General features: G+C 58.4%; 20 protein-coding genes. 10 read left to right on the top strand and 10 right to left on the bottom strand.

Going from position 1 to position 23,956, the window contains the following annotated elements:
• Positions 1 to 138 precede the first annotated feature (138 nt).
• Positions 139 to 819, top strand: a complete 681-nt coding sequence (locus TU86_RS15330; protein ID WP_048365179.1) for a heavy metal response regulator transcription factor — start codon at positions 139 to 141, stop codon at positions 817 to 819.
• Positions 819 to 2,210, top strand: coding sequence for a heavy metal sensor histidine kinase (locus tag TU86_RS15325; RefSeq protein WP_048365178.1), 1,392 nt, complete (start codon positions 819 to 821; stop codon positions 2,208 to 2,210). The genes TU86_RS15330 and TU86_RS15325 overlap by 1 nt, the downstream gene beginning before the upstream one ends.
• Positions 2,211 to 2,361: 151 nt before the next feature.
• Here TU86_RS15325 and TU86_RS15320 read toward each other — a convergent pair whose 3' ends face one another.
• The 3 genes from TU86_RS15320 to TU86_RS15310 all read right to left on the bottom strand — a co-directional run bounded on the left by TU86_RS15320 (position 2,362) and on the right by TU86_RS15310 (position 5,609).
• Complete coding sequence (locus tag TU86_RS15320) at positions 2,362 to 3,606, bottom strand: lipoprotein-releasing ABC transporter permease subunit (RefSeq protein ID WP_048365177.1); 1,245 nt, start codon at positions 3,604 to 3,606, stop codon at positions 2,362 to 2,364.
• Positions 3,607 to 3,667: 61 nt separating this feature from the next.
• Positions 3,668 to 4,351: a lipoprotein-releasing ABC transporter ATP-binding protein LolD gene (lolD, locus tag TU86_RS15315; protein WP_162207807.1), complete on the bottom strand. Its 684-nt coding sequence runs from the start codon at positions 4,349 to 4,351 to the stop codon at positions 3,668 to 3,670.
• 7 nt (positions 4,352 to 4,358) lie between these two features.
• Positions 4,359 to 5,609 (bottom strand): lipoprotein-releasing ABC transporter permease subunit, encoded by a 1,251-nt coding sequence (locus TU86_RS15310; RefSeq protein ID WP_048365175.1) that lies wholly within the window; start codon positions 5,607 to 5,609, stop codon positions 4,359 to 4,361.
• A gap of 94 nt (positions 5,610 to 5,703) precedes the next feature.
• On the opposite strand from TU86_RS15310, the gene TU86_RS15305 reads away from it, so the two are divergent.
• Together TU86_RS15305 and TU86_RS15300 are read left to right on the top strand one after the other, a co-directional pair.
• Positions 5,704 to 6,291: a PilZ domain-containing protein gene (locus TU86_RS15305; protein ID WP_048365174.1), complete on the top strand. Its 588-nt coding sequence runs from the start codon at positions 5,704 to 5,706 to the stop codon at positions 6,289 to 6,291.
• Between the two features lie 38 nt (positions 6,292 to 6,329).
• Positions 6,330 to 7,052, top strand: a complete 723-nt coding sequence (locus TU86_RS15300; protein ID WP_048365173.1) for a glycerophosphodiester phosphodiesterase — start codon at positions 6,330 to 6,332, stop codon at positions 7,050 to 7,052.
• Positions 7,053 to 7,094: 42 nt separating this feature from the next.
• On the opposite strand, the gene sthA is transcribed toward TU86_RS15300, so the two are convergent.
• The gene (gene sthA, locus TU86_RS15295) at positions 7,095 to 8,489 is read right to left on the bottom strand and encodes a Si-specific NAD(P)(+) transhydrogenase (protein ID WP_048365172.1); all 1,395 of its coding nucleotides are present in this window, start codon (positions 8,487 to 8,489) and stop codon (positions 7,095 to 7,097) included.
• A gap of 293 nt (positions 8,490 to 8,782) precedes the next feature.
• Here sthA and TU86_RS15290 point away from each other — a divergent pair, with 293 nt between their 5' ends.
• Complete coding sequence (locus tag TU86_RS15290; RefSeq protein WP_048365171.1) at positions 8,783 to 9,346, top strand: chalcone isomerase family protein; 564 nt, start codon at positions 8,783 to 8,785, stop codon at positions 9,344 to 9,346.
• Between the two features lie 153 nt (positions 9,347 to 9,499).
• Positions 9,500 to 10,798, top strand: coding sequence for an MFS transporter (tcuC, locus tag TU86_RS15285; RefSeq protein WP_048365170.1), 1,299 nt, complete (start codon positions 9,500 to 9,502; stop codon positions 10,796 to 10,798).
• Between the two features lie 62 nt (positions 10,799 to 10,860).
• Here the strand turns inward: tcuC and TU86_RS15280 are convergent, their stop codons facing one another.
• A complete protein-coding gene (locus TU86_RS15280) occupies positions 10,861 to 12,324 on the bottom strand; it encodes a glyceraldehyde-3-phosphate dehydrogenase (RefSeq protein WP_048365169.1) in 1,464 nt (487 codons plus the stop codon).
• A 287-nt stretch (positions 12,325 to 12,611) separates the two neighbouring features.
• Here TU86_RS15280 and mfd point away from each other — a divergent pair, with 287 nt between their 5' ends.
• Both mfd and TU86_RS15270 read left to right on the top strand, forming a co-directional pair.
• Positions 12,612 to 16,061, top strand: coding sequence for a transcription-repair coupling factor (gene mfd / locus TU86_RS15275; protein ID WP_048365168.1), 3,450 nt, complete (start codon positions 12,612 to 12,614; stop codon positions 16,059 to 16,061).
• A 24-nt stretch (positions 16,062 to 16,085) separates the two neighbouring features.
• Complete coding sequence (locus tag TU86_RS15270; protein WP_048365167.1) at positions 16,086 to 18,788, top strand: DEAD/DEAH box helicase; 2,703 nt, start codon at positions 16,086 to 16,088, stop codon at positions 18,786 to 18,788.
• A gap of 59 nt (positions 18,789 to 18,847) precedes the next feature.
• Here the strand turns inward: TU86_RS15270 and TU86_RS15265 are convergent, their stop codons facing one another.
• The 3 genes from TU86_RS15265 to TU86_RS15255 form a co-directional block, all read right to left on the bottom strand.
• Positions 18,848 to 19,585, bottom strand: coding sequence for an S-methyl-5'-thioinosine phosphorylase (locus tag TU86_RS15265; protein WP_048365166.1), 738 nt, complete (start codon positions 19,583 to 19,585; stop codon positions 18,848 to 18,850).
• 12 nt (positions 19,586 to 19,597) lie between these two features.
• Positions 19,598 to 20,596 (bottom strand): beta-N-acetylhexosaminidase, encoded by a 999-nt coding sequence (gene nagZ, locus TU86_RS15260; protein ID WP_193387784.1) that lies wholly within the window; start codon positions 20,594 to 20,596, stop codon positions 19,598 to 19,600.
• Between the two features lie 183 nt (positions 20,597 to 20,779).
• Positions 20,780 to 21,487, bottom strand: coding sequence for a TetR/AcrR family transcriptional regulator (locus tag TU86_RS15255; RefSeq protein WP_048365164.1), 708 nt, complete (start codon positions 21,485 to 21,487; stop codon positions 20,780 to 20,782).
• 260 nt (positions 21,488 to 21,747) lie between these two features.
• On the opposite strand from TU86_RS15255, the gene lexA reads away from it, so the two are divergent.
• Both lexA and sulA read left to right on the top strand, forming a co-directional pair.
• Positions 21,748 to 22,356, top strand: a complete 609-nt coding sequence (gene lexA / locus TU86_RS15245; protein WP_048365162.1) for a transcriptional repressor LexA — start codon at positions 21,748 to 21,750, stop codon at positions 22,354 to 22,356.
• A 13-nt stretch (positions 22,357 to 22,369) separates the two neighbouring features.
• The gene (gene sulA / locus TU86_RS15240; RefSeq protein ID WP_048365161.1) at positions 22,370 to 22,843 is read left to right on the top strand and encodes an SOS-induced cell division inhibitor SulA; all 474 of its coding nucleotides are present in this window, start codon (positions 22,370 to 22,372) and stop codon (positions 22,841 to 22,843) included.
• 72 nt (positions 22,844 to 22,915) lie between these two features.
• Here the strand turns inward: sulA and TU86_RS15235 are convergent, their stop codons facing one another.
• Together TU86_RS15235 and TU86_RS15230 are read right to left on the bottom strand one after the other, a co-directional pair.
• Entirely contained in the window at positions 22,916 to 23,149 is a 234-nt protein-coding gene (locus TU86_RS15235; RefSeq protein WP_019408701.1) for a hypothetical protein, read from the bottom strand.
• A 118-nt stretch (positions 23,150 to 23,267) separates the two neighbouring features.
• The gene (locus tag TU86_RS15230; RefSeq protein WP_048365160.1) at positions 23,268 to 23,789 is read right to left on the bottom strand and encodes a DUF6586 family protein; all 522 of its coding nucleotides are present in this window, start codon (positions 23,787 to 23,789) and stop codon (positions 23,268 to 23,270) included.
• Positions 23,790 to 23,956: the final 167 nt, after the last annotated feature.

The raw sequence follows: 23,956 nt of genomic DNA, 5'->3' as shown, positions 1-23,956 counted from the left end.
AGCTACTATTCAAACGTTGCCTGACTTTAAAGCACGGCGCTGGCAGCCAACTGACCGTAAGATTACAACTTTGTCAGTTTAGCCCTGCACCCTAAGGGCCACTGTATAAGGCTGAAGTTAATTGCTGATGGGTCGCCCATGAAACTGCTGATTGTCGAAGACCAGCCCAAAACCGGCCAATACCTGCGTCAGGGCCTAAGTGAAGCAGGCTTTAGCACCGAACTCGCCACCGATGGCATCACCGGCCAGCACCTGGCCCTGACCGGTGATTATTCGCTGCTGATCCTCGATGTGATGTTGCCTGGACGTGATGGCTGGCAAATCCTGCAAGCGGTGCGCAGCGCGGGGCTGGACATCCCGGTGCTGTTTTTGACCGCGCGCGACGCCGTTGAAGACCGCGTACATGGCCTTGAACTGGGCGCCGATGATTACCTGGTCAAACCGTTCGCCTTCTCTGAACTGTTAGCGCGGGTGCGCAGCCTGTTGCGCCGCGGCAGCAGCACGACGCAGGAAACCAGCCTGCAACTGGCAGATTTGCGGCTGGACCTGATCCGTCGCCGCGTCGAACGTAATGGCCAGCGCATCGACCTCACCGCCAAGGAGTTTTCGTTGCTGGAGTTGCTGCTCAGGCGTCAAGGCGAGGTGCTGCCCAAATCGTTGATTGCCTCACAGGTGTGGGACATGAATTTCGACAGCGATACCAATGTCATCGAAGTGGCTATTCGCCGTCTGCGCCTGAAAATCGACGACAGCCACGAACAGAAGCTTATCCACACCGTGCGCGGCATGGGCTACGTACTTGAAGAGCGTCCCGATTGATGCGTCGCCTGTCACTGAGCAGCCGTCTGGCCTTGCTGTTTGCAGGCTGCACAGCCGTGGTTTCACTGTTTGCTGGCGTACTGTTCGGGCGCGCCAGCGAAGTGCATTTCGTAGAACTGGACCAGCAACTGATGGAAAGCCGCCTGGCAGGGCTGCGCAGTACCCTGCACGGCGCCAGCACCCTGGAACAATTCACCCAACGCCTGCCCCTGTTGTTGCAGGATCTCAGCCATCAACCCGACTTGAGCGTTCGGGTGCGCGGCCCCGACGGCCACGTGTGGTTCGACAGCTCAACGCAACTGCCTGCCGAACTGCCGACAACACCGGGGCTGGTCAGCCTGCAAATCAGTGGCACCGATTACCGCGTCCTTAACCCGGCGCCTGACTCTCCCGGCGCACCCCGTCTGACCTTGCTGCTGGACATCACCCACCACCAGCATTTCTTGCAGCGCATGCAACGCCTGATCTGGATGACCGTCAGCCTCTCGGCGCTCGCCACCGCGATTCTGGGCGCCTGGGCAGCCCGTAGCGGCTTGCGCCCTTTGCGCCGCATGAGCGCGATTGCCGCCAGCGTCTCGGCTGACTCACTCAACGCACGCCTACCGCAAGCACAGATGCCCGCCGAACTGGCCGAACTGGCCAATGCCTTCAACGCCATGCTCAGTCGACTGGACGCTTCATTTCAGCGGCTCTCGGCCTTTTCAGCCGACATTGCCCACGAACTGCGCACCCCGCTCTCAAACTTGCTGACACACACCCAAGTCACCCTCACCCGCCCGCGCGACAGAGATGCCTACCGCGAAGCGCTGCACAGCAACCTCGAAGAGCTGCAATGGATGGCGCAACTGGTCAACGACATGCTGTATCTGGCCAAAGCGGACCATGGCTTACTCACCCCCAAACACGAGCCGCTGGACGTGGCCCATGAAGTTGACGCGCTGTTGGAGTTCTACGCGCTGTTGGCCGAGGATTCGCACATTCAGTTGAGCCACACAGGCAACGGTCAAATAGCAGGCGACCGCAGCATGCTGCGTCGCGCCCTGTCCAACCTGCTGGATAACGCTTTGCGCTACACACCGGCGGGCGGCGCGATCAAGGTATTGATCAGCGGATCAGCGTCCAGTGTCAGCATCACGATTGAAAATACAGGGCCAGGCATCCCCGCTGAGCAGGTGCCACGCTTGTTCGACCGATTTTATCGGGCAGACCCGGCGCGGCGCGAAGGCAGCAGTGAACATGCCGGGTTGGGACTGGCAATTACCCAATCGATCATTCGCGCCCATGGTGGGCAGATTCGCTGTGATTCGCAGGAAGGATTGACGCGGTTTGTGGTAGAGCTGCCAGCAAAGCTGCCCTCACCCCAACCCTCTCCCTCCGGGAGAGGGAGCTGATCTAGGCTGTAACGCAGACCTGCTTTTGCTTTAGCCCCTTCTCCTGCCGAGAGAGGGCTTCAAATCGCGTGGTAACACAGACCTGCCTTTGCTTTTAGTCGCCTCCCCCTCTGGGAGAGGGTTAGGGTGAGGGGCTTTTGCGCTTCAGGTATCAGGAATAACGCAAAGCATGCGCCGGCTGGATTTTGGCGGCCCGATACGCCGGGTACAGCGTCGCCAAAAAACTCAACACAAACCCCGCCGTGCAGATCAGCGCCACGTCACCGCCTTGCAGCTCAGACGGCAGGTTACTGACGAAGTACACGTCAGAACTGAAGATGTGCTGCCCTGACACGCGCTCCATCCAGCCCACCAGCTCGCTGACATTCAACGCAGCAATCACCCCCAGCACGCCACCGATCAACGTACCGACAATGCCAATCACCGTGCCCTGAACCATGAAAATCGCCATGATCTGGCGCGGCGTAGCGCCGATGGTACGCAGGATCGCGATGTCGGCACCCTTGTCGTTCACCACCATGATCAGCGTGGCGATGATGTTGAACGCAGCCACGGCAACGATCATCAGCAGCAGCAAACCAATCATGGTTTTTTCCATTTTCATGGCGCTGAACAGGCTGCCCTGGGTGTGGGTCCAGTCATCAGCCCGGTAGCCCTCACCCAGACCTGCGGCCACATCGGCCGAGACTTTGGGCGCAGCGTACAAATCTTTGACTGCCAGGCGCACGCTTTGCACCTGGTTCGGCGCCCAGCGCTGCATGGCGGCGGCGTCTGCGACATGGATCAGGCCCATGGAGCCATCCAGCTCAGCGCCGACCTTGAAGATGCCCACCACGTTCAAGCGCTGCAAGCGTGGGGTAATGCCGCCCGGTGCGGTGCTGGCCTCGGGCACGATCAAGGTGATTTTGTCGCCCACCCCCAGACGAAAGCGCCGCGCAGTGATGTCGCCGAGCACCACGCCATATTCACCGGGTTTAAGGTCTTCCAGGCGACCTTGCACGATGTGCCGGGTCACGATGGACACCTCACCTTCGAGCGCCGGATCGACACCGCTGATCTGGATCGGCTGCATCGAGCCTTTGTAGGACAGCATCCCTTCCATTTCGGTGAACGGCACCGCCGCCGTCACTTCAGGGTTTTTCATCGCCGCTTCAGCCACCGGCCGCCAGTCATCGATCGGCTTTACGCCTACGATGGTGGCGTGCGGCACCATGCCGAGGATGCGGTTACTCATTTCACGCTGGAAGCCGTTCATCACCGACAACACCACGATCATGGCCAAAACGCCCAAGGCGAGACCGATCATCGAGGTCATGGAAATAAACGACACAAAACGATTGCGGCGCTTGGCGCGGGTATAGCGCGTGCCGATAAAAATCGATAACGGTCTGAACATTCGCGGGCACCGTATAAAAATAAAAGACCCGACGCCGGTCAAGGCGCAGGGTGGGGGCCGATTAAATCGTGGTCAAGCGACCTTCTTGAAGGTGCAACACGCGATCCATCTGGCGGGCCAGGTTCATGTCATGGGTCACCACCAAAAATGCCGTGCGCATAGAGGTGCTGAGTTCCAGCATCAGGTCCTGAATGCCCTGCGCGGTGTGCGAATCGAGGTTGCCCGTCGGCTCGTCGAGCATCACCAGCCCCGGATTGTTGACCAGCGCACGGGCGATGGCCACGCGTTGGCGCTCACCACCGGAGAGTTCGGCCGGTTTATGCTCCAGACGGTGGCCCAGGCCCACGCGGGTCAGCAGGGCTGTCGCCCGCTCACGCGCCTCGGGAATCGATGTTTTGCCGATCAACAGCGGCATGCACACGTTTTCCAGCGCGGTGAACTCGGGCAACAGATGGTGAAATTGATACACAAAGCCCAACGAACGATTGCGTAACTGACCACGGGCCTTTTCGCCCAGCGCCGACAGTTCTTCACCCGCCAACCAGACACTGCCGCTGGAAGGTGTGTCGAGGCCACCGAGCATATTGAGCAACGTACTTTTGCCCGAACCCGATGTACCGACAATGGCCACGCGCTCGCCGGGGTGCAGTTCAAGCTGCAAGCCCGACAACACCACCACCGACTCCGGGCCTTCGTCGTAAGACTTGCTCAGGTCGCGGCAACTCAACACTGCTTGTTCTTTCATGCCCAACTCACTCATAACGAAGCGCCTGCGCAGGCTGGGTGCGTGCAGCACGCCAGGCCGGGTACAAGGTCGCGAGGAAACTCAGAACCAATGCCGCACCGCACACCATCAACACGTCTTGTGCCTGCAATTGCGACGGCAAGTAGTCGATGAAGTACACGTCGGCGTTGAGAAACTTGTGCCCGATCAGGCCTTCAAGGCCCGAAATCGCCGCGCTCACATTGAGCGCCGCCAGCATGCCCAGCACCGCGCCGATGGCCGTGCCGACCACGCCAATCACCGTGCCCTGCACCATGAAAATCGCCATGATCGTGCCGGGAGTGGCGCCTAATGTGCGCAAAATCGCGATATCGCCCTTTTTGTCATTCACCACCATCACCAGCGTGGAAATGATGTTGAACGCGGCCACGGCCACAATCAGCAGCAACAGCAGACCGATCATGGCTTTTTCCATGCGGATCGCTTGATACAGATTGCCGTGGGTACGGGTCCAGTCGCGGGCGTAGTAGCGGTCTTCGCCCAACTGCTGGGCGATGTCCCATGCGGCACGCGGGGCCTGGAACAGATCGTCGAACTTGAGGCGCAAGCCCTGGACCTGATCGGGCTTCCAGCGCTGCAAGCGCGCCAGATCCTGCAAGTTGGTGATACCCAGATAGCCGTCGATCTCACCGGCGCCGACATGAAAAATGCCCTGCACGGTGAAGCGCTTCATGCGCGGAAACATGCCCGCCGGGGTCACCGTGACTTCCGGCGCCACGAACGTCAGCTTGTCGCCAATGGCCACGCCGAGCTTTTTGGCGGCCTTGTCGCCAATGACAATGCCGAAACTGCCGGGCGTCAGGGCGTCGAGCTGACCGTGCAACATGAACTGGTCAATGATCGACACCTTGCGCTCTTGCGCGGGATCGATGGCATTGAGCAGCACTTTTTGCACATTGCCGTCATGGGTCAGCAGGCCCTGCATCTGGGTGTACGGCGCAACCGCCGCCACCTTCGGGTTCTGCTCGACCTTAGCGGCCAATGATTGCCAGTCGCTGATCGGTTGATCACCGACGATGGTCGCGTGGGGCACCATGCCCAGCACGCGGGTGCGCATCTCATGATCGAAGCCGTTCATCACCGAGAGCACAACGATCATCACGACCACGCCGAGGGCGAGTCCGATCATTGAAGTCAGAGAAATGAACGACACAAAATGATTGCGACGCTTTGCACGGGTATAACGCGTGCCGATAAATACGAAGAGAGGTCTGAACATGTCGGGGCTTGTTCGAGGGAAAAGAAGACGTCCTTGTGGCGGGGCCTGATAAGCAGCTTTACACTCAGACCACAGCCGCCACCATGGGTTCGCCATGTCGACATTAGATGAAGCAGATCGCCGCGAATACTACCGTATCGATGATGTGATCGCACTGGAAATAACCCCGCTGTCGGCCCCCGAAGCCGCGAGCGATGAAGTGTTGCAAGATGCTTCGCCTTTATTCAATTTACTCAGCGAGTTGCACCTGAGTGAATTCGAGGCCCAGCACCTGCTGCGCCAGATCAGCGAGCGCGACCGTACGATCTCCAGCTACCTCAAAACCCTGAACAAACGCATCGACCTGCTCAGCCAGGTCGTTGCGCAAACCGTGCTGGGCAAAATCGGAGAACTGCAACCGGTCAAGCTGTCCGAAGGCGGCATCGAATTGCGCCACGCCAAAGCCTGCCCGGTGGGCAGCCATCTTTCGATCAAGATGGTGCTCATGCCTCAAGCGCTAGGGTTGCTGCTACGGGCTAAAGTCACTCACTGCGACGCGCGCGACGGCCATTACGAAATCGGCACGGAATTCGAAGCCATCACCGATGCGCAACGCCAGCTATTGGCGCGCTACATTTTGCAAAAACAAGCGCAGGCACGCCGCCTGGCCCTCGAACAAAACGAAACCGGCGAAGAAGAGTAAACACCTCTCAACGCTGCGACTTGTAGGAAGGAGCAATTGTGACCCTGATTTATGGCCATCGCGGCGCCAAAGGCGAAGCACCCGAAAACACCCTTGCCAGCTTTGAGCAATGCCTCAAGCACGGCGTTCGTCGCTGCGAACTCGACCTGCACTTGTCCAAAGATGGCGAGTTGATGGTCATCCACGACCCAACCCTCAAGCGCACCACCGACCGACGCGGCAAGGTGATCGAGCATACGGCCGCCGATCTCGCGACCTACGACGCACGCAAAGGCGGCCCGGGCTGGGTGCATCCATGCCCGATTCCACGGCTTGAAGAGCTGTTCGAAAAATGCAACTTCGAGCATTGGCAGCTTGAAGTTAAAAGCGCCTCGCGTACCCGCGCAGCCACTACGGTGCTGGCGATTCGCGAAATGGCCCAGCGCCATGGCCTGATGGACAAAGTCACCGTCACCTCAAGCTCGCGCGAAGTGCTCAAGGCGGCCATCGAGTTGACGCCGGATTTATCCCGCGGGCTGGTTGCCGAATACGCTTGGCTTGATCCGCTGAAGGTCGCACAAAGCTATGGCTGCGACATGCTCGCGTTGAACTGGACGCTGTGCACCCCCGAGCGCCTGGAAAAAGCCCAGCGCCAGGGCTTGCATGTGTCGGTATGGACAGTCAACGAGCCTGCGCTGATGCGCAGACTCGCTGATTTCGGCGTAGACAGCCTGATTACAGACTTTCCCGGTTTGGCCACTGCCACCCTTGGGAATGGCTGAAATCGGTCTCCCCGGCCGGCTCAGGCCACCGGCCGGAGCCGCTCAAAAAAGCCGGTTAAGGCCGTCGTAAGCGGCTACCCGATAGGCTTCGGCCATGGTCGGGTAGTTGAACGTGGTGTTGACGAAATACTTGAGGGTATTGAGCTCACCCGGCTGATTCATGATCGCCTGACCGATGTGCACGATCTCCGATGCCTGATAGCCGAAGCAATGCACGCCAAGCACTTGCAGGGTTTCGCGGTGGAACAGGATTTTCAGCATGCCTTGCGGTTCACCGGCAATCTGCGCACGCGCCATGCCTTTGAAAAACGCCTTGCCCACTTCGTACGGCACTTTGGCCTGAGTCAGCTCTTGCTCGTTCTTGCCGATCGAGCTGATCTCGGGAATGGTGTAAATGCCGGTTGGCACATCATTCACGAAGCGCCAACTGCCGTTGTCGACGATGCTGCCCGCTGCCGAGCGACCTTGGTCGTGCGCGGCACTGGCCAGGCTTGGCCAGCCAATCACATCACCTGCGGCGAAGATGTTCGGCACCGTGGTGCGGTAGTTTTCATCGACACTGATCTGGCCACGGCCATTGGCCTTGATGCCGATGTTTTCCAAGCCCAACTGATCGGTGTTGCCGGTACGGCCGTTGCACCAGAGCAAGGCATCGGCCTTGATCTTCTTGCCCGACTTAAGGTGCAGGATCACACCGTTTTCAACCCCTTCAACGCGCTCGTACTCTTCGTTGTGACGCACGGTGATGTTGTTGTTGCTGAAGTGATAGCTCAGCGCCTGCGAGATCTCGGAGTCAAGGAAGCTGAGCAGTTGCTCACGGTTATCCACCAGCTCAACCAGCACCCCCAGACCGCTGAAGATCGAGGCGTACTCACAACCAATCACGCCAGCACCATAAACGATCAGCTTGCGCGGGGTGTGACCCAGACTAAGGATGGTGTCGCTATCGTAGATACGCGAGTGGGTGAAATCGATATCGGCCGGGCGATAAGGGCGCGAGCCGGTGGCGATGATGACCTGCTTGGCCATCAGCGTTTCGACCACACCGTTGGCACACACCACTTCAATGGTTTGCTCATCGGTGAAGCTGCCGGTGCCAAAGAACAGATCAACGCGGTTGCGGGCATAGTAGCCAGTGCGTGACGTCACCTGTTTGGAGATCACTTTTTCAGCGCTTTTCAGCACGTCCGGGAACGAAAACCAGCGCGGCTCACCAATGGCCCGAAACATCGGGTTGGTGTTGAACTGCATGATCTGCCGAACCGAGTGACGCAAGGCTTTGGACGGGATAGTGCCCAAGTGCGTGCAGTTGCCGCCAACCTGGCGCCGGCTGTCAACCATTGCCACCTTGCGCCCTGCTTTTGCGGCGTTCATTGCCGCACCTTCTCCTGCCGGGCCAGAACCCAGTACCACTACGTCGTAGTTGTAGACAGCCATGCGTACTCCTCAGAACGGGCCGCGGCGCATTTTTAGGCGCCTGCGGCTAAATCATGACGCGGCCAGCGCCATGAAGGATCAAAACGTGGGGCACAGTCTATAGAAGCCTGAACGCTGCGAACATTAACCCTTGGTCTCGACGTAAGCTATTTTTGTATCTGCTGCATCACACCCGCGCTCAAAGTGCTATGCCACAAGCATCCGAGCGAATGATTCAACGACCGCTACGCGTGACCTGCGCCAAGTAACCACGAGATCACGCCCCCAGCACGCATCGATCAGAGTTCATCCTCATGCGCCGAACAGTGATTGCCCTGTTGTTGATGTACAGCACCGCCAGCCTCGCCGATGAAAACTTGCCGATCAAGGCCGCCAGTTTCCCCGTGCAATGGCAAGACGGAGCTCAAACGCTACAGCGCAAAGGCCAGATCGTGCTGACCTACCTATGGGCCGACATTTACGCCGCCGCCCTGTTCACGCCACCCCATATCAGCGCGCAGCAGGCGTTTGATCAGCAGCGCGACCTGCGTCTTGAGCTGTTTTATTTGCGCGACCTGGCTCACAGCGACATCACCCAGGCATCAGCCGCCATCCTCAAACGCCAACAATCAGCGGCCACCCTGAGCGCCATCGACGGCCCGCTGAAAAAGCTGCAAGCGAGCTTTTCAGACATCAAGCGCGGTGATCGTTATGCACTGGACTACGACCCGACGCGCGGTCTGAATCTGGAACGCAACGGCAAGGTCATCTTCAACAGCCCCGACCCCGAACTGGCAAAGGTCTATCTCGGTATTTGGCTCGCGCCCGACGGCTTACCAGAAAAGCTGCGCCAGACGCTGATGGCACAAACGCCCTGAGCATTGGGTAGTTACAACAATTGTTGCCTACATTTTCAGTTACACATATGGTTACAAAACTGTTTGCAGTAGGCCCGAAGGTCTCTAGCTGGCAGTGCGGACGAGTAAAAACATGGATTACGCATAAGAATAGATAACAGCGGGTGATTTCTGATGGCCTCGAGTGCAGGTAACGGCAAAGCGATTTTTCGCGTTGTCAGCGGTAACTTCTTAGAGATGTTCGACTTCATGGTCTTTGGTTTTTACGCCACGGCCATTGCCAAAACCTTCTTCCCAAGCGATAGCGCTTTCGCCTCCTTGATGCTCGCGCTGGCCACCTTTGGTGCCGGCTTTCTAATGCGCCCACTGGGTGCGATCTTTCTCGGCGCTTATATTGACCGTCACGGCCGCCGTAAAGGGTTGATCATCACCCTGGCCCTGATGGCGATGGGCACCGTGCTGATTGCCTGCGTACCCGGCTACGCCACCTTGGGCGTAGCGGCGCCGCTGCTGGTTTTGCTGGGCCGCTTGCTGCAAGGTTTTTCCGCGGGTGTGGAGCTAGGCGGCGTATCGGTGTATTTGGCAGAAATTGCCACACCCGGCCGCAAGGGCTTTTTCGTCAGTTGGCAGTCTGCGAGCCAGCAAGCAGCGGTGGTATTTGCCGGGCTGTTGGGTGTGGGCCTTAACCATTGGCTCAGCCCGCAAGACATGGGCGATTGGGGCTGGCGAATTCCGTTTCTGATTGGCTGCATGATCGTGCCGGTGATCTTCGTCATTCGTAAATCGATGGAAGAAACCCCCGAGTTTGAAGCGCGCAAACATCACCCTACCCTGCGTGAAATTGTGCGCTCCATCAGCCAGAACTTTGGCTTGGTAGTGGGCGGCATGGCACTGGTGGTCATGACCACGGTGTCGTTTTACCTGATCACGGCCTACACCCCGACCTTCGGTAAAGCAGAGCTGAACCTCACCGACTTGCAAGCACTGCTCGTCACCGTGTGCATCGGGCTGTCGAACTTTTTCTGGCTGCCGGTCATGGGCGCCCTGTCTGACAAGATCGGTCGCAAACCCCTGCTGTTGGGCGCAACCATTCTGGCGATTCTGACTGCCTATCCTGCACTGTCATGGCTGGTGGCCAACCCCAGCTTCAGCCATTTGCTGATTGTCGAGTTGTGGCTGTCGTTCCTGTACGGCTCGTACAACGGCGCGATGGTTGTTGCGCTGACTGAAATCATGCCGATTGAAGTCCGCACCACTGGCTTTTCGCTGGCTTACAGCCTTGCTACAGCGACGTTCGGCGGCTTTACCCCGGCGGCGTGCACCTACTTGATCCACGCACTGGACAACAAGGCAGCGCCTGGCCTGTGGCTGACCGGTGCAGCGGTATTGGGCCTGATTGCGACGGTAGTATTGTTTCGCGGCAACAGCCACCAGTTGCGCACCGCGCGGTCGGCGGTGGCGAGCAACGCCTGACGTTCGACGCACACACAAAAACGCCCCGAACCAGTCGGGGCGTTTTCAGTGGCAAGCGTTGCTTAGCGCGGGAACGCAGGCGGGTTGACCCCGGCCATGTCTTCCATGACGCGCACAACCTGGCAGCTATAACCGAACTCGTTGTCGTACCACACGTACAGCACAACGCGGTTGTCATTGCAGATGGTGGCTTCAGCATCGACCACACCGGCGTGACGCGAACCTACGAAGTCAGTGGACACCACTTCCTGCGAGCTCACGAAGTCGATTTGCTTGTGCAGATCGGAGTGCAGCGCCATGTGGCGCAGGTACTCGTTCATTTCTTCACGAGTCGCTGGCTTCTCAAGGTTCAGGTTGAGGATGGCCATTGACACGTTCGGCGTAGGTACACGGATCGCGTTACCGGTCAGCTTGCCCGCCAGCTCAGGCAGTGCCTTGGCCGCAGCGGTAGCAGCACCGGTCTCGGTGATGACCATGTTCAGCGCAGCCGAACGGCCACGGCGATCGCCCTTGTGGAAGTTGTCGATCAGGTTCTGGTCGTTGGTGTACGAGTGAACCGTTTCTACGTGACCGTTGACGATGCCGAACTTGTCGTTGACTGCCTTGAGCACCGGCACGATGGCGTTGGTGGTGCAGGATGCCGCCGAAACGATCTTGTCATCCGCGGTGATTTCGCCGTGGTTGATGCCATGAACGATGTTCTTCAGCTTGCCTTTACCCGGCGCGGTCAATACCACGCGGTCAATCCCAGGGCACTGCAAGTGCTGGCCCAGGCCTTCAGCGTCACGCCACACCCCGGTGTTGTCCACCAGCAATGCGTTTTGAATGCCGTACTGGGTGTAATCCACCTCAGTCGGGTTCTTCGCGTAGATCACCTGAATCAGGTTGCCGTTGGCGGTGATGGTGTTGTTTTCTTCATCAACCACAATGGTGCCGTCGAACGGACCGTGCACCGAGTCACGACGCAGCAAGCTTGCGCGTTTGACCAGGTCGTTGTCGGCGCCTTTACGCACCACGATGGCACGCAGACGCAGACCGTCGCCGCCACCGGTTTTTTCGATCAGGATGCGCGCCAGCAGGCGGCCAATACGACCGAAGCCGTACAGCACAACGTCTGTACCTTTACGGGCGCCAGCGTTTTGCTGACCCACCACCTCGGCCAGCTCTTCGCGCACAAACTGCTCGGCCGTACGGCCATTGCCGTGGGCTTTGAACTTGACGGCCAATTTGCCCAGGTCTACCGAAGCAGCCCCAAGCTTGAGTTCGCTCATCGCTTTGAGCAGTGGGAAAGTTTCGTGCACGGACAATTCAATGTCATCGCTCTGGCGATGACGCGCAAAGCGGTGAGCTTTGAGAATCGCAATGACTGAACGGTTGATCAGGCTGCGGCCATAGATCGAACTCACCACGTTGTTATTGCGGTAGAGCTGACCAATCAGCGGAATCATCGCTTCTGCGAGTGCTTCACGGTCGATCCATTCACCAAGACACTGGTCGGGCTTCTGAGTCACGGGAACCTTCCACATGTAGGGGCTGAAAAAAGGGGCTACATTATGCCGCTGCGCCAGATCATGGGCAATGTGCGCCTGTCACACAGCCCCGACTGAAACGATTAAGCCCCCATATTCATAGGCGAAAAAAATCTCAGCACAGAGGATTCGCCCACCTTTGAGCGACTTAATGAAGGTTCTGGCACTGAGTTTTGCCCTTCAAATGCTGGAATTAAGCCCCAGCAACAGACGGCAACTGACAGCCAGCCCTTTGGCCCGCTACAATCGACCTCTTTGCCGCAACGCTTGGAGCTCAACCTTCCGTGCCCGTCCTGCGACTACCCAAACTGCCTGCTACGGCAGGTAAACAGCACTGGGGCAACCTGCCCGGTGCCGCCCTGAGCCTCGCCATTGCCGAGGCTGCCAGCGCCGCGAAGCGCTTCACCCTGCTGCTGACCGCCGACAGCCAAAGCGCCGAGCGCCTTGAGCAGGAGCTGAGGTTTTTCGCCCCCGAACTGCCCGTGCTGCATTTCCCTGACTGGGAAACCCTGCCTTACGACCTGTTTTCGCCGCACCAGGACATCATTTCCCAGCGTATTGCCAGCCTGTACCGGCTGCCTGAACTGGATCATGGCGTTTTGGTAGTGCCGATCACCACGGCCCTACACCGCCTGGCGCCGACCAAGTTTTTGCTCGGCAGCAGCCTGGTACTCGATGTCGGGCAAAAGCTGGACGTGGAGCAGATGCGCACCCGACTGGAGGCCAGCGGCTACCGCTGCGTCGACACGGTGTACGAGCACGGCGAGTTTGCGGTACGCGGCGCCTTGATCGACCTCTTCCCCATGGGCAGCAAGCTGCCTTACCGGATCGATCTGTTCGACGACGAAATCGAAACCCTGCGCACTTTCGATCCTGAAAACCAGCGTTCGATCGACAAAGTCGACTCAATACGCCTGTTGCCTGCGCGCGAATTCCCGCTGCAAAAAGATGCGGTCACGCGCTTCAAGGCACGCTTTCGCGAACGCTTTGATGTCGACTTCCGTCGTTGTCCGATTTTTCAAGATTTAAGCAGCGGTATTACGCCTGCCGGTATCGAGTACTACCTGCCGTTGTTCTTTGATGAAACCTCGACCCTGTTCGACTACTTGCCCGGCGACACCCAAGTGTTCTCGCTGCCCGGCATCGAACAGGCGGCCGAGAATTTCTGGTCGGATGTGCGCAACCGCTACGAAGAGCGCCGTGTCGATCCTTCTCGTCCTTTATTGCCACCCGCCGAACTGTTTTTGCCGGTCGAAGACTGCTTCGCCCGCCTCAAGAACTGGCCGCGCGTAGTCGCCAGCCAGGACGATCTGGACACCGGCAGCAGCCGCGAGCGTTTCCCGGCTCAATCGCTGCCTAACCTTGCGATTGAAGCCAAGGCCAACCAACCGCTGGCCGCACTCTCGGGTTTTCTGGAGCAGTTTGAAGGCCGCGTGCTCTTTACCGCCGAGTCTGCCGGGCGCCGCGAAGTGCTGCTCGAATTGCTTGAACGCCTTAAGTTGCGCCCCAAAACCGTCGACAGCTGGCCCGACTTCGTCGCCAGCAAACATCGGTTGGCCATCACCATTGCGCCGCTGGACGAAGGCTTGTTGCTGGACGATCCGGCACTGGCGCTGATTGCTGAAAGCCCGCTGTTTGGCCAACGCGTGATGCAACGTCGTCGTCGCGAAAAACGCGCTGATGCCAACAACGACGCGGTGATTAAAAACCTCACCGAGCTGCGCGAAGGCGCACCCGTGGTGCACATCGACCACGGTGTGGGTCGCTACCAAGGGCTGGCCACGCTCGAAATCGACAACCAGGAAGCCGAATTCCTGACATTGCAATACGCCGAAGGCGCCAAGCTTTACGTACCGGTGGCGAATCTGCACCTGATCGCCCGCTACACCGGCAGCGATGACGAACTGGCGCCGCTGCACAGGCTAGGGTCCGAAACTTGGCAAAAAGCCAAACGCAAAGCCGCCGAACAAGTGCGCGATGTGGCCGCCGAGCTGCTCGACATCTATGCTCGCCGCGCCGCCCGCGAGGGCCATGCCTTTGATGACCCGAAAGCCGATTACGCAACCTTCAGCGCCGGGTTCCCGTTTGAAGAGACACCCGACCAGCAGACCGCCATCGAAGCGGTGCGCGCCGACATGCTCGCGCCCAAGCCGATGGACCGCCTGGTGTGTGGCGATGTGGGCTTCGGTAAAACCGAAGTGGCCATGCGCGCCGCTTTTATTGCTGTACACGGTGGCCGTCAGGTCGCGATTTTGGTCCCGACCACGCTTCTGGCCCAGCAGCACTACAACAGCTTTCGCGACCGCTTTGCCGACTGGCCAGTACGGGTCGAGGTGATGAGCCGCTTCAAGTCTGCGAAAGAAATCAATGCCGCAGTGGCTGATTTGGCCGAAGGCAAAATCGACATCGTGATCGGCACGCACAAACTGCTGCAAGACGACGTCAAAATCAAAAACCTCGGTTTAGTGATCATCGACGAAGAACACCGTTTTGGGGTTCGGCAAAAAGAACAGCTCAAGGCCCTGCGCAGCGAGGTCGATATTCTGACCCTCACCGCGACGCCTATCCCACGCACGCTGAACATGGCGGTGTCGGGCATGCGCGATTTGTCGATCATCGCCACGCCGCCCGCGCGCCGTTTGTCGGTACGCACCTTCGTCATGGAGCACAACAACAGCACCGTCAAAGAGGCGTTGTTGCGTGAGTTGTTGCGGGGCGGTCAGGTGTATTACCTGCACAACGACGTCAAAACCATCGAAAAATGCGCGGCCGAGCTTGCTGAACTGGTCCCTGAGGCCCGCATCGGTATCGGCCACGGCCAGATGCGCGAGCGTGAACTCGAACAGGTGATGAGCGACTTTTACCACAAGCGTTTCAACGTGCTGATTGCCTCGACCATCATCGAAACCGGCATCGACGTGCCGAGCGCCAACACCATCATCATTGAGCGCGCAGACAAATTCGGCCTGGCGCAACTGCATCAACTGCGCGGTCGCGTCGGGCGCAGTCACCACCAGGCTTATGCGTACCTGCTGACGCCACCGCGCCAGCAAATCACCGGCGACGCCCAAAAGCGTCTGGAAGCTATCGCCAACACCCAGGACCTAGGGGCAGGCTTTGTACTGGCCACCAACGACCTCGAAATCCGTGGCGCAGGCGAACTGCTGGGCGACGGCCAAAGCGGACAGATCCAGGCCGTGGGCTTTACCCTGTACATGGAAATGCTCGAACGTGCCGTCAAGTCGATCCGCAAAGGCGAGCAGCCGAACCTCGACCAACCGTTGGGTGGCGGCCCGGAAATCAACCTGCGCGTGCCGGCATTGATTCCCGAGTCCTATTTGCCCGATGTGCATGCGCGGCTGATCCTCTACAAGCGCATCGCTTCTGCGACCGACGAAGACGGTCTCAAGGACTTGCAAGTCGAAATGATCGACCGCTTTGGCCTGCTCCCCGAGCCGACCAAAAATCTGGTGCGCATTACCCAGCTCAAATTGCAGGCCGAGCAACTGGGGATCAAAAAAGTCGATGCCGGCCCACAAGGCGGACGTATTGAGTTCGCGTCTGACACCCCGGTCGACCCGCTGGTCTTGATCAAGCTGATTCAAGGCCAACCGAACCGTTACAAGTTCGAAGGCGCGACGCTGTTCAAATTCATGGTGCCGATGGAGCGCCCCGATGAACGCTTCAATACCATCGAGGCGTTGTTTGAACGCCTGACACCGAAGTCTTCCTGATGGGATGCGCACAATGAAACACCCATGCCCTTAAGCCAGACACCACGACTGACCAAACCGCTGGCGCCGACATGGGTCAGCCGGTTTAAAGAACAAAGCCTTGAGCGTGGCCGCCGCTACGCGAGGGAAAACCGCGTCCGAATCGCTCAAATCGGTGACAGCCTGATCACCTCCAGCTGTCAGGGTTCGAGCGAACACCCCTACCGCCAGACCATTCGCTTACGCGAGTCAGCCAAAGGCTCGCTGCTGCTGGTGAGCGCTGAATGCACCTGCCCCGTGCGCACCAACTGCAAGCACACTGCTGCCGTATTACTGAAGATTGAAGACACCTTGAACTACCCCGCCGCCGCCCAGGATGCCGAACTCCTGGAAAAACTTCAGGCCGTACTCGACTCGCGCCGCCCTGCCAACCTGCCCGAGCAACAGATCGACAATGTACAGCCGATCCCGCGGTTATGGCTGGCCAGCGCCGAGTTCAGCGCCTTTGAGCCGCGCAACGGCAAAATGCAGCGCTACATCCAGCACCGCGCCGCGCTATCGTTCAATTACCGCGAGACTTACGTGTCGGGGCAGAAAAACGCGGACGTCTTGATTCGCCACGAAGACCACATTCTGCGCATCAAACGCCACCCCGAAACCGAAAACCTCTACCGCGAACAGTTGCGGGTCCTGGGCTTCAAAATCGCCACGCGCCAGAGCAAAGCCTTGCCCGAAAGCGCGGGCGAGCTGTTTGAGCTGGTCAATGACAGTGCCTGGCTGAACTTCACGCTCAACCAGCTGGACACCTTGCGCGAGCAAGGCTGGGAAGTGCAGATCGATGAACACTTCGGCTTTGACCTGAGTCCGGTCGAAGACTGGTACGCCAACGTCGATGAGGCGCCGGAGCGGGACTGGTTCGACCTGGAGCTGGGGATTATCGTCAATGGCCAGCGCCTGAGCCTGCTGCCGATTCTGCTTAACCTGATGCGCTCGCACACTGAAATACTCAGCCCTGAAAAGCTCGCCAAGCGCCGCGATGACGAGCTGATTCTGGTGAATATCCCGGCCATCCCTAACAGCACGCAAATGCCGCTTCAAGTGGCGTTGCCCTATGGCCGCTTGAAACCGGTGCTGGCCACTCTGGGTGAGTTTTATCTGGGCGAGCCGGGCGCCACCACCTTGCGAATTAAAAGCGCCGACGCACCACGGCTCAATGCCCTGGATGCACTGCCCTTGCGCTGGGAAGGCGGCGAGCAGATTCGTGGCTTTGCCCAGCGCCTGCGCGACATCAAAGACTTCAGTGTCGAGGCGCCACAAGGGCTAAATGCCACGCTCAGACCGTATCAACTCGAAGGATTGAGCTGGATGCAGTCGCTGCGCCAACTTGAAGTCGGCGGCATTCTGGCGGACGACATGGGTTTAGGCAAAACCCTGCAAACTCTGGCGCACATTCTGTGCGAAAAGAACGCGGGGCGGCTGGATCGCCCGGCAATGGTGGTGATGCCCACCAGCCTGATTCCAAACTGGGTGGACGAAGCGGCGCACTTCACGCCACAACTCAAGGTACTGGCGCTGTACGGCGCCAGTCGCAAAAAACACGTCGAGCACCTCAACGATTACGACGTGATCCTGACCACCTATGCCCTGCTGCCCAAAGACATTGAGCTGCTGGCTAAAGTGCCGTTGCACATCCTGATCCTCGACGAAGCGCAGTACATCAAGAATCCCAACAGCAAAGCCTCGCAAGCTGCGCGCGAGCTGGTGGCGCGCCAACGCCTGTGCTTGAGCGGTACACCGCTGGAGAACCACTTGGGCGAGCTGTGGGCACTGTTTCACTTTTTGTTACCCGGCTGGCTGGGCGACGTCAAAGCCTTCAACCGCGACTACCGTGTGCCGATTGAACGTCACGGCAGCGATGAACGTTTGCAGCACCTGAACGCGCGGATCAAACCGTTCCTGCTGCGTCGAACCAAAGAGCAAGTGGCCACCGAATTACCCCCAAAAACCGAGATCATCCACTGGGTTGATCTCAACGAAGCGCAACGGGACGTGTACGAAACCATGCGCTTGGCGATGGACAAAAAAGTGCGCGATGAAATTACGCGCAAAGGTGTAGGCCGCAGCCAGATCATCATCCTGGAAGCCCTGCTCAAACTGCGCCAGGTGTGCTGCGACCTGCGCCTGGTCAGCGACAACCCGCCAAAAAAAGGCAGCACCTCGGGCAAACTCGACAGCTTGATGGTGATGCTCGAAGAACTGTTTGCGGAGGGGCGACGCATTCTGCTGTTTTCCCAGTTCACCTCCATGCTGGGCCTGATCGAGGCCGAGCTGAAAAAGCGCAACATTGATTACGCCCTGCTCACCGGTCAAACACGGGATAGACGTACACCGGTCAAAGACTTTCAGAGCGGCAAATTGCAGATATTTCTGATCAGTCTTAAGGCGGGTGGTGTAGGCCTGAACCTGACCGAAGCCGACACTGTGATTCACTACGACCCCTGGTGGAACCCGGCAGCAGAAAACCAGGCCACCGACCGAGCTTATCGGATAGGGCAGGAAAAACCGGTGTTTGTGTACAAGATGATTGCCCGCGGCACCGTCGAAGAGAAAATCCAGCACTTGCAGCAGGAAAAATCAGATTTAGCGGCTGGCGTGCTGGATGGCCGTATTGCGGGGGACTGGAAACTGCATGACGACGACATCGACGCCCTGTTTGCGCCATTGCCACCCAAAGTCGAAAAGCGTTGAAGCCTGTCAATCGCCCCCTGTAATCGCTGCCGCACCCTGCGGCAGCAACTCCAAAATCCTTACCCCGCCAACACCCGCGCCAAAGTGCCTTTGACCTTACCCATGCCGTCGTGCAGCGCCTGCTCGATTTCGGCCATGGTGATGATCGCCGTCGACTTGCCCGCCGCCGGGTTAACCACCAGTGCCAAACAGGCGTAATCCAGTTCCAGCTCACGGGCCAATGCCGCTTCCGGCATACCGGTCATGCCGACAATGTCGCAACCATCGCGCTCAAGACGAGCGATTTCAGCCACCGTTTCAAGGCGTGGACCTTGGGTGGCCGCATAAACGCCGTGGCTGCTGTAGGAGCAACCCTCGCCAGCCAGCGCGTCAATCAATTGCTCACGCAACGATTCGGTGTAGGGATAACTGAAGTCGATATGAGTCACGTGCTCCAGATCGTCTGCGAAATAGGTATGTTCGCGACCGCTGGTGTAGTCGATCAGTTGATGCGGCACACAAAAATGCCCCGTGCCCATCGCCATGTGGATACCGCCCACCGCATTCACCGCCAAAATCGCTTCGGCACCCGCCTGCTTCAATGCCCACAGGTTCGCGCGATAGTTCACCTGATGGGGTGGCAGGCGATGCGGATGGCCATGACGCGCCAGAAACAAGACGTCGCGACCCGCGAATTCACCTATCTGGATATCAGCCGAAGTCGGGCCATAAGGCGTGTCCAATGCCAACGAGCGCTTGATGGTCAACCCCTCAAGCTGGGTCAGGCCCGTGCCGCCGATAATTGCGTAAACCGTCATTGAGCCGATCCTTTAATCAATCAATTGAGCATCTTTGAGCGCACCCACCGCCACCAGCCAACGCGGGTCCTGCCGGTAGTCAGTACTGGCAAACGCCTGGCTGCGCATGCGCGCGATACGCGGCGATGGTGTCACCTTCATGCGCTGGGCAGCGCTGAGCGCCAACTCGGCGGCCGCACGGTCGTTGCACACCAGCCCCATGTCGCAACCCGCCGACAAAGCCGCCTCGATACGACTGGCCGCGTCGCCCACCACATGGGCGCCTGCCATCGAGAGGTCATCGCTGAAGATCACGCCATCGAACCCTAACTCACCTCGCAAGATGTCTTGCAACCAGCGACGGGAGAAACCTGCGGGCTGGCTGTCGACTTGCGGGTAAATCACATGGGCGGGCATCACCGCCGCCAATTGCTGGCTCAGCCGTGCGAAAGGCACCAGATCATGGGCACGAATCTGCTCCAGCGTGCGCTCATCTGTTGGAATGGCTACATGCGAATCAGCCTCTGCCCAGCCATGCCCCGGAAAATGCTTACCGGTGGCGGCCATGCCAGCGTCACTCATGCCGCGAATAAAGGCTGCGGCCAAGGTTGCGGCGCGTTCAGGATCGCCCTCGAATGCACGGCTGCCAACCACGGCGCTGCGCTGGTAATCCAGATCCAGTACCGGGGCAAAACTCAAGTCCAGGCCCACGGCCAATACTTCGGTGGCCATGATCCAGCCACATTGTTCGGCCAAATACTCGGCGTTCGGGTTATCTGCAATCGCGCGCATCGCCGGCAAGCGTACAAACCCTTGGCGCAGACGCTGCACCCGACCGCCTTCCTGATCAACGGCCAGCAGCAGGTCGGGGCGAATCGCACGAATCGAAGCGCTCAGTTCGCGAACCTGGCGCGGATGCTCAATGTTGCGTGCAAAGATGATCAAACCGCCCACTTCAGGCTGGCGCAGCAATTGCCGGTCTTCAGCCGTCAGCCAAGTACCGGCGACGTCCACCATCAAGGAGCCTTGCAAGGCAGAACTCATGGAAAATCCTTTAGAGAAAGAGTGCGCTTATTGCCCACCGGGCATGCACGGGCGCAACCTTGCGTGTCGCCCGTTCAGGCAACCGCAATGCACGTACAAAGGGGAATAAGTCAGGAGTGAGCATGGCGCCAAGCTTAGCGGAACTCGACTGCCACGCCCACCCGCAGCCGGTCAAACCTTGGCGGCAATCTGCGAGGTTTTGTTACGCGCACGCATTTGTGCGCTGGCCAACACAGGGTCAACAACCCCGCTTTCAGCGCGCATGCCGGCGGCCAGGAAAGGCACCATCAAACGCATGACTTGCTCGATCGAGGTGTTAACACCGAAGTCTGTCTCGGCAATGGCGCGCAACGCCTTGATCCCGGACATGCTGAATGCCGCGGCACCGAGCATGAAATGCACGCGCCAAAACAACTCGATAGGAGGAATCTGCGGCGCGGCTTCGTTAACCAGCAACATATAGCGGCGGAACACTTTGCCGTACATGTCTTCAAGGTAGCGCCGCAAATGGCCTTGGCTCTGGCTGAAGGCCAGACCCAGCAAACGCATGAAGATGGAAAGATCATTACCACTGCGTGGCTGGATCACCAACGCCTGCTCCACGAGCATTTCCAGGAGTTCTTCCAGGGTGGGGCGATTGTCTGGCTTGGCCTGACGTCGCTCCAGCTCGCGGTCGAGGTTGGCGCAAAACGGCCCCAGGAAACGCGAAAAAACCGCCTGAATCAGCGCTTTTTTGGAACCGAAGTGGTAGTTGACCGCAGCCAGATTGACCCCGGCCTTGCTGGTGATCAGCCGCAGTGAAGTCTCGGCAAAACCTTTTTCCGCGAACAGCTGCTCAGCAGCATCAAGGATACGTTCAACGGTTTCCGACTGGGCCATGTCTACTCCGGCTGACAAACACTTAAACAGTTGTTTGAAACATACGTTTCAGTTTGTTAAAAGTCAAGATAGGGCATTCGTTTTGCGACTGGCCAGTTCCGCATTTAACCACAGCCTCGGCCCGCGTGGCCTGTGCTGATAAAGTAGCGCCCATCAGGCTCAGGCATGACCGTCCAGCGGACGGCCTGAAATGGATCATTGCCAATGCGCCTTCACTGTATATAATCCCAGTCACTGTATAAAAAGACAGAGCGATCAACATGCTAAAACTGACGCCACGCCAAGCTGAGATCCTGGCCTTTATCAAACGCTGCCTGGATGACAACGGTTACCCGCCTACCCGTGCCGAAATTGCACAAGAACTGGGTTTCAAGTCTCCCAACGCCGCCGAAGAACACCTGAAAGCATTGGCCCGCAAAGGTGCCATTGAAATGACACCGGGTGCCTCGCGCGGTATTCGCATACCTGGCTTTGAAGCCAATGCTGACGAATCCACGCTGCCCATTATTGGCCGTGTCGCCGCTGGCGCTCCCATTCTGGCGCAGGAACATGTCGAAGAGTCGTGCAATATCAACCCGACCTTCTTCCATCCGCGCGCCGATTACCTGTTGCGCGTCCAGGGCATGAGCATGAAGGACGTCGGCATCTTTGATGGCGACTTGCTTGCGGTTCATACCTGCCGTGAAGCACGCAACGGGCAGATCGTGGTGGCACGTATTGACGACGAAGTGACCGTCAAGCGCTTCAAGCGCGAAGGCAGCACAGTCTGGCTAATCGCTGAAAACCCGGATTTCGCGCCCATTGAAGTCAATCTCAAAGAGCAGGAACTCGTTATCGAAGGCCTGAGCGTCGGCGTCATACGCCGCTAAAGAAGGAGGCGCCATGCAGTTCCCGCACCCATCGCTACCAGCACAACTGCCTTTGTTCGAGGCATTCATGGCCCAGCCCATGCCACAAGCGATCAAAGCAGTACTTGATTCACCTTGGCGCGCAGAACCAGAGGTTTTCAGTGAGCTGTCGTTACGCGGTGCTGCCGAGAACTGCCTGAACCTTTTAGCTCCCATGCTTCGCGAACTCAGCGAGCAACAAGATGCGCGCTGGTTGACGCTGATTGCGCCACCCGCCAGCCTGACTCAAAGCTGGTTGCGCGATGCGGGACTTAATCGCGAACGCATTCTGCTGCTGCAACCCAATGGCAATAAAAGTGCGTTGCAACTGACGTGCGAAGCACTGCGCCTGGGCCGTAGTCACACCGTAGTGAGCTGGATAAACCCGCTCAACTCGCCCGCCCGTCAACAATTGATCGGCGCAGCATTGATCGGCCACGGGCAAAGTCTAAATATTCGACTGGGCTAACCAGACGCTGCTGCCACAGGGCCGCCGCAGAACGCATTCACTCATCTGTGGCAGGCTTGCATCAGTGGCCACTCAATGAAGAATGCGCGGCCCTTCGTCTTTTTCCAGCTCGCCTTCGGCCAGCCGACCCGCCATTTGCACACCCACGCTGAGCATGGCTTTGGCCACCTCTACGTGCTGCCCCTGAAGAAAAGCCTTGGCATCTTCAGAGAAGTTCAGCGTCACCAAAGACCCTTCGTCCTCAGCCCGACGCAACTCGATGCGGCCGTCAGGCAACTCGACAATTTCTAGAAAGGACGTTGGCATAAAAGTTTGTTCTCCACGAAAGCGCGGGATTATATCAGTCATCCCAACAGAATTTGCCAGGATCTATGGCGCTTTCATGACGGAGTGATGAATGACTGTGCAGTTCCAGGTGCGACTTTTAGCACTCATTGAGACCATCGCGAAAGCGGATTGCCATTTTTTTCAGGTTTTGACGCCACTCCTCAAGCGTTTCGCGACTCAACGTTTGCGGTGCGTCTTCCTCCAGACTGACCACCTCGATCAACGGCTGAAACACATCTGCCTTGACCTTTTTAGGTGCCTGCAACGGCTGATACAGCGCGGCATGGGCCGCTACCAGCTGCGCAAGCCAAGTGTTGGGAGCGCGCGCCAATTCAACCATTTCAGCCAGCTCAGGAATTGCTTTGGCATCCAGCACTTCCTGCGTCAGCAAAAGCTCCACTCTAGGTGCGCTGCCCTGGGGCAAACGATAGAAACCGGCAATCTCGTGGCATAAGCCAAGCAGTGCGCCATACAAATGAAACACTGCCGACTCTCGCTCAGCCTGCACCAAAGCTTGTGCATTCATGGCCCGACCATCAGCCGCCTTGTGCATGGCTTCCAGCGCCAAGCCCGTGAAATATATTTTTTGATTGGTACGGGTATAGAGTTCGTAAGCCATTGGGGCATTCCACAACGAAGGGTTAAGGCAGATCGAGCAGTCTCAGGGACAGAGGTGGGCAGACGCAAGGGTTCAGCGGCGCAATGGCCGCCCCGTGCATCTGGGGTAGGTACTAGGCCCAGATCGGCCCAGCGCGGCCGTGACGTAATGACAGCGGCGTGACTGAC

The organism is Pseudomonas weihenstephanensis (genome assembly GCF_001043055.1).
Lineage (GTDB): Bacteria > Pseudomonadota > Gammaproteobacteria > Pseudomonadales > Pseudomonadaceae > Aquipseudomonas > Aquipseudomonas weihenstephanensis.
This window is presented reverse-complemented; position numbering and strand designations above follow the sequence as displayed.